Annotated in this window: 14 protein-coding genes; 11 read left to right on the top strand and 3 right to left on the bottom strand. The window is 64.8% G+C overall.

Annotated elements, in window-relative coordinates; all coding sequences use genetic code 11:
- Positions 1-51: 51 nt before the first annotated feature.
- The 11 genes from ASF61_RS02140 (at position 52) to ASF61_RS02090 (ending at position 11,344) form a co-directional block, all read left to right on the top strand.
- Positions 52-786: an AzlC family ABC transporter permease gene (locus tag ASF61_RS02140; RefSeq protein WP_056151220.1), complete on the top strand. Its 735-nt coding sequence runs from the start codon at positions 52-54 to the stop codon at positions 784-786.
- Positions 779-1,108, top strand: coding sequence for an AzlD domain-containing protein (locus ASF61_RS02135; RefSeq protein ID WP_056150651.1), 330 nt, complete (start codon positions 779-781; stop codon positions 1,106-1,108). Before ASF61_RS02140 ends, ASF61_RS02135 begins: the two co-directional genes overlap by 8 nt.
- 92 nt (positions 1,109-1,200) lie before the next feature.
- Positions 1,201-2,418, top strand: a complete 1,218-nt coding sequence (locus ASF61_RS02130) for a phosphoglycerate kinase (RefSeq protein WP_056150650.1) — start codon at positions 1,201-1,203, stop codon at positions 2,416-2,418.
- 209 nt (positions 2,419-2,627) lie between these two features.
- Positions 2,628-4,082 (top strand): pyruvate kinase, encoded by a 1,455-nt coding sequence (gene pyk / locus ASF61_RS02125; RefSeq protein ID WP_056150647.1) that lies wholly within the window; start codon positions 2,628-2,630, stop codon positions 4,080-4,082.
- 80 nt (positions 4,083-4,162) lie between these two features.
- Complete coding sequence (gene fba, locus ASF61_RS02120; RefSeq protein ID WP_056150645.1) at positions 4,163-5,227, top strand: class II fructose-bisphosphate aldolase; 1,065 nt, start codon at positions 4,163-4,165, stop codon at positions 5,225-5,227.
- A 95-nt stretch (positions 5,228-5,322) separates the two neighbouring features.
- The gene (locus ASF61_RS02115) at positions 5,323-6,219 is read left to right on the top strand and encodes a phosphoribosylaminoimidazolesuccinocarboxamide synthase (RefSeq protein ID WP_056150643.1); all 897 of its coding nucleotides are present in this window, start codon (positions 5,323-5,325) and stop codon (positions 6,217-6,219) included.
- 1 nt (position 6,220) lies between these two features.
- Positions 6,221-6,715 carry a 5-(carboxyamino)imidazole ribonucleotide mutase gene (purE, locus tag ASF61_RS02110; RefSeq protein ID WP_056150641.1) on the top strand — a complete coding sequence of 165 codons (495 nt, stop codon included), beginning with the start codon at positions 6,221-6,223 and terminating at the stop codon, positions 6,713-6,715.
- A 6-nt stretch (positions 6,716-6,721) separates the two neighbouring features.
- On the top strand, positions 6,722-7,918 hold the full coding sequence (locus ASF61_RS02105; RefSeq protein WP_056151219.1) for a 5-(carboxyamino)imidazole ribonucleotide synthase: 1,197 nt from the start codon (positions 6,722-6,724) through the stop codon (positions 7,916-7,918).
- Positions 7,915-9,015, top strand: a complete 1,101-nt coding sequence (locus ASF61_RS02100; RefSeq protein WP_056150639.1) for an L-threonylcarbamoyladenylate synthase — start codon at positions 7,915-7,917, stop codon at positions 9,013-9,015. Before ASF61_RS02105 ends, ASF61_RS02100 begins: the two co-directional genes overlap by 4 nt.
- A 190-nt stretch (positions 9,016-9,205) precedes the next feature.
- A complete protein-coding gene (locus ASF61_RS02095; protein WP_056150637.1) occupies positions 9,206-10,573 on the top strand; it encodes an SGNH/GDSL hydrolase family protein in 1,368 nt (455 codons plus the stop codon).
- Positions 10,574-10,654: 81 nt separating this feature from the next.
- Positions 10,655-11,344 carry an OmpW family protein gene (locus ASF61_RS02090; protein ID WP_056150635.1) on the top strand — a complete coding sequence of 230 codons (690 nt, stop codon included), beginning with the start codon at positions 10,655-10,657 and terminating at the stop codon, positions 11,342-11,344.
- 60 nt (positions 11,345-11,404) lie between these two features.
- On the opposite strand, the gene ASF61_RS02085 is transcribed toward ASF61_RS02090, so the two are convergent.
- The 3 genes from ASF61_RS02085 to pdxH all read right to left on the bottom strand — a co-directional run bounded on the left by ASF61_RS02085 (position 11,405) and on the right by pdxH (position 14,573).
- Positions 11,405-12,589 (bottom strand): acyl-CoA dehydrogenase, encoded by a 1,185-nt coding sequence (locus ASF61_RS02085; RefSeq protein WP_056150634.1) that lies wholly within the window; start codon positions 12,587-12,589, stop codon positions 11,405-11,407.
- An 88-nt stretch (positions 12,590-12,677) separates the two neighbouring features.
- On the bottom strand, positions 12,678-13,181 hold the full coding sequence (locus tag ASF61_RS02080) for a flavin reductase family protein (protein ID WP_056150631.1): 504 nt from the start codon (positions 13,179-13,181) through the stop codon (positions 12,678-12,680).
- Positions 13,182-13,337: 156 nt separating this feature from the next.
- Complete coding sequence (gene pdxH / locus ASF61_RS22485) at positions 13,338-14,573, bottom strand: pyridoxamine 5'-phosphate oxidase (RefSeq protein ID WP_082491158.1); 1,236 nt, start codon at positions 14,571-14,573, stop codon at positions 13,338-13,340.
- Positions 14,574-14,639 lie beyond the last annotated feature (66 nt).

Here is a 14,639-nt window from a genome sequence, read left to right as displayed (position 1 = left end):
TCTCCCTTCTTGGCGAACCCTGCTATGTGGCAGGAATGCCACACCTTTTTCATGCCCAACACTCCCTTGCACGCCCTGGACCGGCACCACCCGCAGGCCTGGCGCGAGGCCCTGCGCACCGGCCTGCCCACGCTGTTCGGTATTGCCGCCTGGGGCCTGGTGGTCGGTGTGGCGATGGTCAAATCGGGCCTGTCGGTACCGCAGGCGCTGGCCATGACCCTGCTGGTGTTTGCCGGCTCGGCGCAGCTGGCAGCGCTGCCCCTGATTGCCAGCGGCGCACCGGTCTCGGTGATCTTTCTGACGGCCGTGGTGGTCAACCTGCGCTTCGTGATCTTTTCCGCGCTGCTGGCGCCGCACTTTGCCCACCTGCCATGGCGCCAGCGCCTGCTGCTCGGCTATATCTCGGGCGACCTGGCAGTGGCCTTGTTCCTGCAAAAATACCCGGACACGGCGCCGCAGGCGGGCAAGCTGTCCTATCTGAAAGGGCTGATCTACCCGAACTGGTCGGCGTGGCAGGTCGGCTCCATCGCCGGCATCTGCCTGGGCAGCACGGTGCCGCCCGAGTGGGGGCTCGGCTTTGCCGGCACGCTGGCCATCGTGTGCGTGATGATTCCCCTGATCGCCGGCGTGCCCGCGCTGTGCGGCGTGCTGGTGGCCGGTGCGGTGGCGGTGGCGGCGTTCGGTCTGCCGTATAAACTGGGCCTGCTGGTGGCGGTGGTGGCCGGCATGGGCGCGGCCATGCTGGTCGAGAGCGTGACTGCGCGCCGGGGGAGCGGCCATGTCTGATCTCGAGATCTGGATCGTGATCGGCGCGCTGGTGCTGGCCACGGCGACTGCGCGCAGTTCGCTCTGGCTGATCGGCCACCACATTAACATTCCGAAGCGGGTGCAGGCCATGCTCCGGTACGCACCGGCCTGCGCGCTGGCCGCCATCATCGGCCCGGACCTGGTGCTGGCGCCGGGCGGTCAAGTGGTGCTTGATTTGACCAATATCAAATTGCTGTCTGGAATCGCAGCCACACTCTATTATTTGCTGCGTCGCAATATGCTGGAAACGATTATTTTCGGCATGGTGTGTTTCACGTTGTTAAGGCTTTTCTGGGTTTAGGTCGAGGGCTGTTCCTGTATTTCAATAACAATTAAATCACGCCAGCCTTGCGGTAGAATAGCGCCTTCTTATCACTCAACTAACGGGTTGCCATGTCCGCTGTGCTCAATTTTATCCGTCTGCAAGATCTGATCGACCAAAATGCCCTGCAGGGCAAGCGCGTATTCATCCGTGCCGACTTGAACGTGCCGCAGGATGATGCGGGCAAGATCACCGAAGATACGCGCATCCGCGCCTCGGTGCCGGCGATCCGCGCTGCGGCTGCCGCCGGCGCCAAGGTCATGGTTACCTCCCACCTCGGTCGCCCGACCGAAGGCGAATTCAAGCCCGAAGACAGCCTGGCGCCGGTCGCCGCGCGCCTGTCGGAACTGCTGGGCCAGCCGGTCGAATTGAAGCAGGACTGGGTCGATGGCGCCGGTCTCGACAATCTGCAGCCGGGCCAGGTCGTGCTGCTGGAAAATGTGCGGGTGAACAAGGGCGAAAAGAAGAACGCCGACGAGCTGGCGCAGAAAATGGCCAAGCTGTGCGACATCTATGTCAACGATGCGTTCGGCACCGCGCACCGCGCCGAAGCCTCGACCCACGGCATCGCCAAGTTCGCCCCGGTGGCGGCTGCCGGCCCGCTGCTGGCGGCCGAGCTCGACGCACTGGGCAAGGCGCTCGGTGCGCCGGCCCGTCCGCTGCTGGCCATCGTCGCCGGCTCGAAAGTGTCGTCCAAGCTGTCGATCCTGAAAGCGCTGGCCGACAAGGTGGACAACCTGATCGTCGGCGGCGGCATTGCCAACACCTTCATGAAGGCTACCGGCCTGAACATCGGCAAGTCGCTGGTGGAAAACGAGCTGGTCGATGAAGCGAAAGCGATCATCGAGCTCATGGCCAAGCGCGGCGCCACCGTGCCGATTCCCGTGGACGTGGTATGCGCCAAGGAATTCTCGGCCACCGCTGCCGCCACCGTCAAGGACGTGGCCGACGTGGCGGACGACGACATGATCCTCGACATCGGCCCGAAAACTGCCGCCATGCTGGCCGACCAGATCGGCGCCGCCGGCACCATCGTCTGGAACGGCCCGGTGGGCGTTTTCGAATTCGACCAGTTCGGCGAAGGCACGAAAACCCTGGCGCTGGCGATTGCCGACTCGAAGGCGTTCTCGATCGCCGGCGGTGGCGACACCCTGGCCGCGATCGCCAAGTACGACATCACCGACAAGATCGGCTATATCTCGACCGGCGGCGGCGCCTTCCTGGAATTCCTGGAAGGTAAAACCTTGCCTGCGGTCGAGATCCTGACCCAGCGCGCTGCAGCGCAATAAATAAGTCGGAAAAGTTTCGTCGATAGCAGGGTCGTGCGTGTAGTGATTTACCAGTAAAATCGCTGTTATGTCAGTGTTTGACAATGATTTTTGTAAGAATGCTACAAAGTTTTGTAGTCTGGCTACATTGATTGTCGATGACGCAGCATTTTTCTGGTTTCTGCCCGGTGCGGAAACTGTTCGCATGACCACCTCGCTCAAGGAATACTATGTCCCGTAGCACCAAAATTGTCGCCACGATCGGTCCCGCTTCCACCGATTTCAATGTCCTGGTCAAGATGATCCGCGCCGGCGTCGATGTCGTTCGCCTGAACTTCTCGCACGGCAAGGCACAAGACCATATCGACCGCGCCCGCCTGGTGCGCGAAGCGGCTGCCGAATGCGGCCGCGAAGTGGCGATCATGGCCGACATGCAGGGACCGAAGATTCGTGTCGGCAAATTTGAAAACAGCAAGATCGAACTGGCCAACGGCGACAAGTTCATTCTCGACGCCAAGTGGGGCGAGAACGGCGAGCTGGGCAACCAGGAACGCGTGGGCCTCGATTACAAGGCGCTGCCGCAGGACGTGCGTCCCGACGACAAGCTGCTGCTCAACGACGGCCTGATCGTACTGGTGGTGGACAAGGTGGTCGGCAGCGAGATCTTCACCACCGTCAAGATCGGCGGCGAGCTGTCCAACAACAAGGGCATCAACCGCCAGGGCGGCGGCCTGACCGCGCCAGCGCTGACCGCCAAGGACATGGAAGACATCAAGACCGCGATGAGCTTCCAGTGCGATTACCTGGCGATCTCGTTCCCGAAAAGCGCGACCGACATGGAAATGGCGCGCCAGCTGGCCAATATCGCCGGCGAGCCGTACGGCCACAAGCCGATGATGATCGCCAAGATCGAGCGCGCGGAAGCGATTCCGGTGCTGCAGGACATCCTCGACGCGTCCGACGGCATCATGGTCGCCCGTGGCGACCTGGCGGTGGAAGTGGGCAACGCGGCCGTGCCGGCGCTGCAGAAGCGCATGATCCGCATGGCGCGCGAATCGAACAAGCTGGCCATTACGGCCACGCAGATGATGGAATCGATGATTTTCAACGCCGTGCCCACGCGCGCCGAAGTGTCGGACGTGGCCAACGCGGTGCTGGACGGCACCGATGCGGTGATGACGTCGGCGGAAACGGCCTCGGGCCGCTACCCGATCGAGACGGTGGAAATGATGGCAGCCATCTGCGTGGAAGCCGAGCAGTCCGAGTACAACAAGCTCGACGCCGACTTCCTCAACGCCACGTTTACCCGCATCGACCAGTCGATCGCCTACGCGGCCCTGTTTACCTCGCATCACCTGGAAGTGAAGGCGATTGTGGCGCTGACCGAGTCCGGTTCCACGGCGCTGTGGATGAGCCGTCACAACATCGACACGCCGATCTACGCGCTGACGCCAAGCGTGGTGACCGAGCGCAAAGCCTCGCTGTACCGCAACGTCAAGGCGTTCAACCTGGCCCAGGCCGGCGACAGCGCGACCGTGATGCGCCAGGCCGAAGAGCTGCTGGTGGCGCGCGGCATCGTCAAGAAGGATGACATCATCGTGGTCACCTGGGGTTCGCGCATGGGGTATGCCGGCGGCACCAATGCGCTGCGGATCGTCAAGGTCGGTCAGGTCGTCAACAAGTAAGTCCGGAGACCATGCCCGCGCGCGCGGGCGTGGTGCTGCTCCGGCAAGGTTTCTTTTTTTAATTGTTTGGAGTACATACCATGTCCCTCGTATCGATGCGTCAACTGCTGGACCATGCTGCTGAAAATGGTTACGGCATTCCTGCTTTTAACGTCAACAATCTGGAACAAGTGCAGGCCATCATGGCTGCCGCCGACGCGGTCAACGCGCCGGTCATCATGCAGGCCTCGGCCGGCGCCCGCAAATATGCCGGCGAGGCGTTCCTGCGTCACCTGATCGACGCCGCCATCGAAGCCTACCCGCACATCCCGGTCGTGATGCACCAGGACCACGGCCAGTCGCCGGCCGTGTGCATGGCCGCGATCCGCTCCGGCTTCTCGTCGGTAATGATGGACGGCTCGCTCGAAGCGGACGGCAAGTCGGTCGCTTCGTACGAATACAACGTCGCAGTGTCGCGCGAAGTGGTCAAGTTCTCGCACGCGATCGGCGTCACCGTGGAAGCCGAACTCGGCGTGCTGGGCTCGCTGGAAACCATGAAAGGCGACAAGGAAGACGGCCACGGTGCCGACGGCACCATGACCCGCGAACAGCTGCTGACCGACGTCGACCAGGCGGCCGACTTCGTCAAGCAGACCCAGTGCGACGCGCTGGCCATTGCCATCGGCACCTCGCACGGCGCCTACAAGTTCACCCGCAAGCCGACCGGCGACATCCTGGCCATCGACCGCATCAAGGAAATCCACGCGCGCATCCCGAACACCCACCTGGTGATGCACGGTTCGTCGTCGGTGCCGCAGGAACTGCTGGCCGTGATCCGCGAATTCGGCGGCGACATGAAAGAGACCTACGGCGTGCCGGTCGAAGAGATCCAGGAAGGCATCCGTCACGGCGTGCGCAAGATCAATATCGACACCGACATCCGCCTGGCCATGACCGCTGCGATCCGCCAGTTCATGTTCCAGAACCCGTCGAAGTTCGATCCGCGCGATTACCTGAAACCGGCCCGCCTGGCTGCCGAGCAGGTCGTGCGCGCCCGTTTCGAAGCATTCGGCTGCGCCGGCCAGGCGTCGAAAATCAAGCAGGTGTCGCTGGAAAAAATGGCCGAGCGTTACAAGGCCGGCGAGCTGTCGCAAATTGTGAAGTAAAATCCTGTCTGCAACGGGACACTGACCCGTGAGTTCTCGACCGGCGGAGAGCGTTGCTTTCCGCCGGTTTCGCTTTTAATAACATACGCCAAGCTATGAACGCCCTCTACCAGTCTTCCATTACCTCCCTGCCATTGCTCGGTCACGGCAAAGTCCGCGACAACTACGCCGTCGGCGACGACAAGATCCTGATCGTCACCACCGACCGCCTGTCCGCCTTCGACGTGGTGATGAACGAACCGATCCCCGGCAAGGGCATGGTACTGAACCAGATGAGCGATTTCTGGTTCGAGAAGCTGGGCCACATCGTGCCGAACCACCTGACCGGCGTTGCGCCCGAGTCCGTGGTGTCCGCCGACGAAGTGGTGCAGGTCAAGGGCCGTGCCGTGGTGGCCAAGCGGCTGAAGCCGATCATGGTCGAAGCCGTGGTGCGCGGTTACATCATCGGTTCGGGCTGGAAAGATTACCAGGCGACGGGCGCCATCTGCGGCATCACGCTGCCGCAAGGCCTGCAACAGGCCGAAAAGCTGCCCGAGCCATTGTTTACCCCGGCGGCCAAGGCCGACCTGGGCGAACACGACGAAAACATCAGCTTTGCCGACATGGAAAGCCGCATCGGCGCCGAACTGGCCGCCAAGATGCGCGATGTCAGCATCCAGCTGTACACGGCAGCGGCAGAGTACGCCGCCACGCGCGGCATCATCATTGCCGATACCAAGTTCGAATTCGGCCTCGACGAGAATGGCGTGATGCACCTGATGGACGAAGTGCTGACCGCAGACAGCTCGCGCTTCTGGCCGGCCGACTCGTACGCGGTGGGCATCTCGCCGCCGTCGTTCGACAAGCAGTTCGTGCGCGACTACCTGGAAACGCTGACCGACTGGGGCAAGACCGCACCGGCGCCGGCGCTGCCGGCCGACGTCATCGACAAGACCCAGGCCAAGTATTTCGAAGCCATCGAGCGCCTGACCGGCGAAAAGCTGAAGGCCTAACATGACTGAACAACAGCCACTGGTCGGCGTCATCATGGGCTCGTCCTCGGACTGGGACGTGATGCAGCACGCGGTCGCCATGCTCAAGCAGTTCGGCGTACCGTTCGAGGCGCAAGTCATCTCGGCCCACCGCATGCCCGACGAAATGTTCGCCTACGCCAAGAGTGCGCGCGCACGTGGCCTGCGCGCCATCATTGCCGGCGCCGGCGGCGCCGCCCATCTGCCGGGCATGGTGGCGGCCATGACCATCGTGCCGGTGCTGGGCGTGCCGGTGCCGTCGAAATATCTGCGTGGCGAGGATTCGCTGCTGTCGATCGTGCAGATGCCCAAAGGCGTGCCGGTCTCGACCTTTGCCATCGGCGAAGCGGGCGCCGCCAATGCGGCGCTGACGGCGGTGGCGATGATCGCCGCCACCGACGCCGCGCTGGCCGACCGGCTCGAAGCATTCCGCGTGAGCCAGAACGATGCCGCCAAGGCCATGACATTGCCGTTGTAGGACATGATGAGTCATTCTAACGATCTTCCCCTGCCGCCCGCCGCCAACCCGCCAGCCTGGCTGGGGGTGATGGGCGGCGGCCAGCTCGGCCGCATGTTCGCCCACGCCGCTCAGAGCATGGGCTACCAGGTGGCCGTGCTGGAACCTGCCGCGTCCTGCCCGGCCGGGCAGGTGGCCCAGCGCCTGGTCAACGCCGGCTATGACGACGCCGCCGGCCTCGACGCGCTGGCCGCGCAATGCCTGGCGGTCACCACCGAATTTGAAAACGTCCCGGCCGACAGCCTGTCGCGCCTGGCGCAGACCGTGTTTGTCGCGCCCGATGCCCAGGGGGTGTCGGTGGCGCAGGACCGCATTGCCGAAAAGCGCTTTTTTGTCGGCTGCGCGGAAAAATCGGGCGTGCTGCCGGCGCCGCACCAGGTGATCGCCAGCGAGGCCGACATTGCGGCGATAGCCGACGAGCTGCTGCCCGGCATCCTGAAAACCGTGCGCATGGGGTATGACGGCAAGGGCCAGGTGCGCGTCACCACCCGCGACGACGTGCGCGCCGCGTTTGCCGAGATGGGGCAGGTGACCTGTCTGCTGGAAAAAATGCTGCCGCTGGCGTACGAAGTGTCGGTGCTGACCGCGCGCGGCCACGACGGCGCATCGGTGGTCTATCCGATTGCCGAAAACGTCCACCGCGACGGCATCCTGTTTACCACCACGGTGCCGGGCCCGAACGTGTCGGCCGACAGCGCAATCAGGGCGCAGCGGGCAGCACAAGCCTTCGTTGCCGAACTCGGTTACGTGGGCGTGCTGTGCATCGAATTTTTCGTGCTGACCGACGGCACGCTGGTGGTCAACGAGATGGCGCCGCGGCCGCACAACAGCGGCCACTACACGATGGACGCTTGCATCACCAGCCAGTTCGCGCAGCAGGTGCGGGCCATGGCGCGCCTGCCGCTCGGCGACGTGCGCCAGCATTCGCCGGCCGTCATGCTCAACATCCTCGGCGATGTCTGGTTCGACGGCGCCAGCGACGAGGTCCGCGAGCCGGCCTGGGACCAGGTGCTGGCGCTGCCGGGCGCCTGCCTGCACCTGTACGGCAAGGACGAACCGCGCCGCGCCCGCAAGATGGGCCACCTGACGCTGGTGGCGGCCACCCTGGAACAGGCGCAGCAGCAACTGCTGGCCGCCTGCGCCATCCTCGGGATCGCGCCGTGAACGACGTGCGTGCAACGCCTGCCGCTGCAGCGGCCATTGCTGCGGGGGCGCGGGTGCTCGAAGCAGGCGGCCTGGTGGCGTTTCCCACCGAGACCGTCTACGGCCTCGGCGCCGATGCCGAAAACCCGGCGGCGGTGGCGCGCATCTACCAGGCCAAGGGCCGGCCCAACGATCACCCGGTGATCGTCCACGTCGCGCCAGGCGCCGACCTCGACTACTGGGTCACCGACATCCCCGACGCTGCGCGCCAGCTGGCGGCCGCCTTCTGGCCCGGCCCGCTCACATTGATTCTCAAGCGCGCCAGCCACATCCCCGACGCCGTGTCCGGCGGCCAGGACACGGTCGGCATCCGCTGCCCGTCGCATCCGGTCGCGATTGCCCTGCTCAGCGCGTTCAAGAACGGGCGCGGCGGGGTGGCGGCGCCGTCCGCCAACAAGTTCGGCAATGTCAGTCCCACCACCGCCCAGCATGTGCGCGACGAATTTCACCTCGACGACGTGGAAGAGGGCGCCATCGACGGCGAACCGGCGTGTGCGGCCGGCCTGCACGTGACCGTGCTCGAAGGCGGCGCCAGCCAGGTCGGCATCGAATCGACCATCATCGACCTCTCGCGCCTGGTCACGCACGGCCCGGTGCTGCTGCGCCCGGGCCACATCACGGCGCAGCAGATTGCCGACGTGATCGGCCAGCTGCCAGCCGCGCCAGACCAGGCGGCGCCGCGCGCGTCCGGCACGCTGGAATCGCATTACGCCCCGCACACGCCGGTCACCCTGGTCGACCACGACGCCTTGGCCGCCACCGTGGCGCGTTTGCAGGCGCAGGGCGTGCGGGTGGCGCTGATCGGCCATGGCTGCAGCCAGCTGACGGCGCCGCTCGGCGACAGCGGGCGCTTGCTGCCGGCCGACCCGGTCGGCTATGCCTACGGCATCTATGCGGCACTGCGCGCGCTGGACCTGGTACAGGCCGACGTGATCCTGGTGGAAACCCCACCGCAGGAGGAGCGCTGGCTCGGCGTGAACGACCGCCTGCGCAGGTCGGTATTCGGCTCGGCGGGCGTGCTGGCGCGGTTTCTGAGGGAGGCACCGCGCCACGTGTGACGAGCCATATCAAGCGATTGCTTGATATGGATTAAGTAAATTGTTTCTCTTCCGAGCAATTGTTCTTTTTTGAACACAAGCCTCGACGATTTGACTGCGCGCCGCTATACATTCGCGCATAACGCTGGCAGACTAGTTGGGCATGAAAAGCACGCCCGTACTATTGGGCCAAAATATCTCAGGAGACAATATGCGTCACACCAAATTTGCCATCGCCGCCATGGCGCTCACCATCCTGGCCGGTTGCGGTGGCTCGAGCCCGGAAGCAGGCGATCAAACCCTGCGCGTCAAATTCAATTCGCAAGTGTCGTTCGGCGACAGCCTGTCCGACGTCGGCTCCTACAATGTCGGCGCCATCGCTGCGCTCAAGGGCGGCAAATTCACGATCAACGGTGACAACACCGCCATCAGCCCCACGCTGACCGGCCGTAACTGGACCGAACTGGTGGCGGCACAACTGGGTCTGCCGGCGCCGTGCGCTGCCATGACCGGCCTGGACGGCACTGCCCCCGGCTTCAGCGTACCCCGCAAGACCAATGCCGGCTGCTTCGGCTACGCCCAGGGCGGCGCCCGTGTCACCGAAGCGGTCGGGCCGGGCAATATCGCCACCGGCGCCGCCACCGGCTTCATGACCGTCCCGGTCGTTACCCAGGTTGCCAATCACCTCGCCGCCGTGGGCGGCAAGTTCAAGGGCGACGAGCTGGTGCTGGTCATGGCCGGCGGTAACGACGTGCTGTTCCTGCTCTCCAAGCTCAACGCCGATGCCACTGCTGCCGGTACCGCTGCTGGCGCCACCGCCTACTTCACCAGCCTGATTTCGCAACTGGCGGCAGGCGCCACCAATCCGGCCACGGCAGCGCAAGCGATCGGTGGCGCTGTCGCCACGGCGCGGCAGGCTGCGGGCGCGACCCAGACCTCGATTACCCAGGCCGCGATCGGCACTGCCGCCGCCCAGCCAGGCAACACGGCGGTGCTCGCCAATGCCGGCGCCATCGTCACCAAGGCCACGGCCGACGCGACCGCTGCCGGTGCCAAGGCCGGTGCCGATTTTGCCACCGCCAACGGTCCGACCCTGGTCAAGGCCATGAGCGACGCCGGTACCCAGCTCGTGTCGCTGGTAAAAAACCAGATCATCGCCAACGGCGCCAACTACGTCACCGTCAACAACCTGCCGGACGTGGCCACCACGCCAAGCGGCCGGGCGCGCTCGGCCGAGATCCGCACCCTGATCGACGCCATGGTCGGTGCCTACAATACGGCCCTGACCTCGGGCCTGGGCAGCGAACCCAAGGTCGTGATCGTCGATGTGTACGCGGTCAGCCACGATCAGTCGATGAATCCTGGACCTTACGGGCTGACCAACGTCTCCGAGCCGGCCTGCGACCTCAGTGCCGCAAAAAACCCGATCGGCTCCTCGATCGTCTGCAACGGCAGCAACCTGATCTCGGGTGACATCAGCCACTACTCGTTCGCCGACGAGGTCCATCCGACCCCGTTCAACAACCTGCTGCTGGCCCGCTACGTGTCGCGCAGCCTGGTGACCAAGGGCTGGCTGTAACACCGGCCTGGCGCCGGCCACCGCCAAGGTGATGGCCGGCGAATCGATCGAACGAGAACACGCACAAAATCTGGAGACACTATGAACAAAACCTCGCGCAAACTGCTGGTGCTGGCTGCCGCCATGTCGCTGGCCACGGCCGCCTCGGCGCAACAAACGGCCGGCACCTGGCTGGGCACCCTGGGCCTGAACAAGATCACGCCGAAAGTCGATTCGGGCGACGTCTCGGCGCCGGCCCTGCCGGGCACCAAGGCCGACGTCGAATCCGACACCAAGCCGCGCTTTGCCATCGCCTACATGCTGACCGATAACTGGTCGGCCGAGCTGGACCTGGGCGTGCCGTACAAGCACGACCTGATCGGCGCCGGCTCGATCAAGGGTACCGGCAAGCTCGGCGACGCCAAGGTGCTGCCGCCGACCGCCTTCATCCAGTACCGCTTCATGCCGGCCAACGCCACGTTGCGGCCGTACGTGGGCCTGGGCGTCACCTACGCGATGTTCGTCAAGGAACGCGGTTCGGGCCAGCTGACCGCGATCCTGAACACGGGCGGCCCCGGCGCGACGTACAAGCTCGACGACAAGGCCGGCGTCAGCGGCCAGATCGGCGCTACCTGGCGCATCGACGACAACTGGTTCCTCGACGCCACCGTGATCAAGACCAAGCTCAAGACCAAGGTGCACTTCTCGACCGGCCAGACCCAGGACGTGCGCCTGGACCCGGTCGCCGCCAGCGTCAGCATCGGCTACAACTTCAAGGGCCTGAATTTCTGAGACTTGGATGCCCCATAAAAAAACCGCGCACTGCGCGGTTTTTTTTCGTCCATGCGGCGCTTACTGGAACGCCTGGATGCCGGTCTGGGCCCGGCCCAGGATCAGCGCGTGGATGTCGTGCGTGCCTTCGTAGGTATTGACCACCTCGAGGTTGACCATGTGGCGGATGATGCCGAACTCGTCCGAGATACCATTACCGCCCAGCATGTCGCGCGCCACGCGGGCGATCTCGAGCGACTTGCCGCACGAGTTGCGCTTCATCATCGACGTGATTTCCACGGCGGCCGTGCCGGCGTCTTTCATGCGGCCCAGTTGCAGGCAGCCTTGCAGGCCCAGCGTGATTTCGGTCTGCATGTCGGCCAGCTTTTTTTGCACCAGCTGGTTGGCCGCCAGCGGCCGGCCGAATTGCTGTCGGTCGAGCACGTACTGGCGGGCCGTGTGCCAGCAGGCCTCGGCCGCGCCGAGCGCGCCCCAGGCGATGCCGTAGCGGGCCGAGTTAAGGCAGGTGAACGGACCTTTCAGGCCGCGCACGTCCGGGAAGGCGTTTTCCTCGGGGCAGAACACATTGTCCATCACGATTTCGCCGGTGACCGAGGCGCGCAGGCCGAACTTGCCGTGGATGGCCGGGGCCGACAGGCCCGCCATGCCCTTGTCGAGGATGAAGCCGCGGATCGCACCTTCGTCGTCCTTGGCCCATACCACGAACACGTCGGCCACCGGGGAGTTGGTGATCCACATCTTGGCGCCCGACAGCGAATAGCCGCCCGGCACTTTTTTTGCGCGGGTAATCATCGAGCCGGGATCGGAGCCGTGGTTCGGTTCGGTCAGGCCGAAGCAGCCGATCCACTCGCCGGTGGCCAGCTTGGGCAGGTATTTCTGGCGCTGGGCCTCGGTGCCGAACTCGTAGATCGGCACCATCACCAGCGACGATTGCACGCTCATCATCGAGCGGTAGCCGGAGTCGATGCGCTCGACTTCGCGCGCGATCAGGCCGTAGGCCACGTAGTTCAGGCCGGGACCGCCGTATTGTTCGGGGATGGTGGGGCCGAGCAGGCCCATTTCGCCCATTTCGCGGAAGATGGACGTGTCCATCTGCTCGTGGCGGAAAGCCTCGAGGATGCGCGGCGCCAGCTTGTCGCCGCAATAGGCGGCAGCGGCGTCGCGCACCATGCGCTCTTCGTCGGTCAGCTGCTGGTCCAGCAGCAGGGGATCATCCCAGTGGAACTGGGCGCGGGCTTGGCTCATGGTGGTCTCTCATTATGGTGAATGCTGTTGGCATTCTAAGCCGCTGCCGGGCGGGCGGCTTTTCTGATGGCGACACCAATTTGCGTTTTTAGCCCAGGCTGCCGAACTGGCCGCCGTGAAAGATCAGCGGCGGGCTCGGCGAGAATTCGCACAGTTCCACTTCGCCCACGAAAATCACGTGGTCGCCTTCGGGATAGCGGCTGCGGTTGTGGCATTCGAACCAGGCCGAAGCGCCTTTCAGGATCGGCTGGCCCGTGCGCGACAGGTCGTACTCGGCGCTGGCCCAGGGATCGGCGCCGCGCGTGGCGAACAGCTTGGCCAGGTGGGCCTGGCTGGCGCTGAGCACATTGATCACGTAGTGCGAGTTGCCTGTAAAAATGGGCATGCTGGTGGCGCCGTTGGACAAGCTCCACAGCACCAGCGGCGGCTCGAGCGAGACCGAATTGAAGGAGCTGGCGGTCAAACCGCGAAAGGTGCCGTCGGCCAGGCGCGTGGTGATCACCGTCACGCCGGTGGCAAACTGGCCCAGGGCCTGGCGGAAGTGGGCGGTGTCGAACGGCCGTTCTGCGGCGCGGGGGGAAATGGTATGCATGGTCAGCCTGAGTCTTTTTGCCATTATGCCAAAGATCGGCAGGCCGGGGCTAACGCCAGGAAAACCTGCAAACCGTGGCGCGCGCCCCAAGCGCACGGCGCTACGCCGGGCACCGCCGCAGCGAGCGCGGACCGCCCCGCAGGTGGTGCTGCTACCCTACGGTTGCAGGCGTTCCTTGCGCCAGCTGCCGTCGGCCTGCTTCAGGTACACGATGCGGTCGTGGAAGCGCGAGCGGCGCCCCTGCCAGAATTCGATGCGCACCGGGTCGAGCCGGTAGCCGCCCCAGTGTTCAGGGCGCACCGGGTGTTCGCCGCTGGCCGCGGCCACGGCCTCGTAGCGGGTTTCCATCTGCTCGCGGTTGGCGATCGGGGCGCTCTGCTGCGACGCGATCGCGCTGATCTGGCTTTTCAGCGGGCGGCTATAAAAATACTTGTCGCTTTCCTCGGCCGAGGTTTTCACGACCGTGCCTTCGATGCGCACCTGGCGTTCCAGTTCGCTCCAGAAGAACAGCAGCGCCGCGTGCGGGTTGGCGTCCAGCTGGCGGCCCTTCTGGCTGGCGTAATTGGTGTACCAGGTAAAGCCGCGCGCATCGAACTGCTTGATCAGCACGATGCGCGAGCTGGGGCGGCCGTCGGCATCGACGGTGGCCACGCTCATCGCGTTCGGTTCGTTGACCCTGGCGTGCAGGGCCTCGTCGAACCACTTGCCGAACTGCGCGATCGGGTCGTCCAGCACATCGTGTTCGGTCAGGCTGGCGCGACCGTAGTCGAGGCGCAGGTCGGCCAGCACCACGCCGTCCGCGACCGTGTTGTGGACCGGTACCTGTTGCTGCTCGGGCACCTGGCTGGCGGGCAGGGTGGGGGACAGGCCGCGCCGGACCTGCATGGCGCTGCCCAGCTGCGCCATCTGCTCCGGGCTGAACAGGCGCTTGGCCATCGGTGCGATATGGGCTTCCTCTTTGGCCATGTGGGCCGCGTAGGCGTCGCAGAAGCGCTGGACGTTCTCCGCCGAGAGGGCGGCGCCGGCGCCGCTGGCGATCGCGGCGAGTTGTCCCTGCAGCAGCGCCCAGTCCTGGTCCATGGCAGCGTGGTCGGCCAGGATGCCGGGCACCAGCTCGGCTAGCAGGGCCAGGTCGGCGTCGCGCGCGGTCGCCTGCAGCATCGGCACCAGATTCTGTTCTTCGTCGTCGTGGTGCAACTGGGCCGCGTGGTTGAAATATTTCAGGACGACCTGGGCCGCCTTTTGCGCTTCGGCATCGGCGCCGTGGGCGGCCAGGTGGTCCGGCAGCCTGGCCAGCGTCGCCAGTTGCTTGCGGATGCGGTCGTGGCAATGCTTGAGCACGGCGATCGGCTGGTGGAAATCGGGGGCGGTGTCGAACAGTGTGTTGCTCATGGGATCAATGCTCTGGCTGGGGGAGAAAATCATTCTAGAATAATTTTTCTTGCCGCGTCCGCTAAA

This window comes from Duganella sp. Leaf126 (assembly GCF_001423125.1).
GTDB lineage: Bacteria > Pseudomonadota > Gammaproteobacteria > Burkholderiales > Burkholderiaceae_D > Rugamonas.
The sequence above is the reverse complement of the archived record's forward strand: the minus strand, read 5'-3'. Positions and strand labels throughout refer to the sequence as shown.

Bases quoted from the DNA above. Each gene is read 5' to 3' on its own strand.
- ASF61_RS02140 (WP_056151220.1), top strand. From the start codon at position 52: ATGCCCAACACTCCCTTGCACGCCCTGGACCGGCACCACCCGCAGGCC.
- ASF61_RS02135 (WP_056150651.1), top strand. From the start codon at position 779: ATGTCTGATCTCGAGATCTGGATCGTGATCGGCGCGCTGGTGCTGGCC.
- ASF61_RS02130 (WP_056150650.1), top strand. From the start codon at position 1,201: ATGTCCGCTGTGCTCAATTTTATCCGTCTGCAAGATCTGATCGACCAA.
- pyk (WP_056150647.1), top strand. From the start codon at position 2,628: ATGTCCCGTAGCACCAAAATTGTCGCCACGATCGGTCCCGCTTCCACC.
- fba (WP_056150645.1), top strand. From the start codon at position 4,163: ATGTCCCTCGTATCGATGCGTCAACTGCTGGACCATGCTGCTGAAAAT.
- ASF61_RS02115 (WP_056150643.1), top strand. From the start codon at position 5,323: ATGAACGCCCTCTACCAGTCTTCCATTACCTCCCTGCCATTGCTCGGT.
- purE (WP_056150641.1), top strand. From the start codon at position 6,221: ATGACTGAACAACAGCCACTGGTCGGCGTCATCATGGGCTCGTCCTCG.
- ASF61_RS02105 (WP_056151219.1), top strand. From the start codon at position 6,722: ATGAGTCATTCTAACGATCTTCCCCTGCCGCCCGCCGCCAACCCGCCA.
- ASF61_RS02095 (WP_056150637.1), top strand. From the start codon at position 9,206: ATGCGTCACACCAAATTTGCCATCGCCGCCATGGCGCTCACCATCCTG.
- ASF61_RS02090 (WP_056150635.1), top strand. From the start codon at position 10,655: ATGAACAAAACCTCGCGCAAACTGCTGGTGCTGGCTGCCGCCATGTCG.
- ASF61_RS02085 (WP_056150634.1), bottom strand. From the start codon at position 12,589: ATGAGCCAAGCCCGCGCCCAGTTCCACTGGGATGATCCCCTGCTGCTG.
- ASF61_RS02080 (WP_056150631.1), bottom strand. From the start codon at position 13,181: ATGCATACCATTTCCCCCCGCGCCGCAGAACGGCCGTTCGACACCGCC.
- pdxH (WP_082491158.1), bottom strand. From the start codon at position 14,573: ATGAGCAACACACTGTTCGACACCGCCCCCGATTTCCACCAGCCGATC.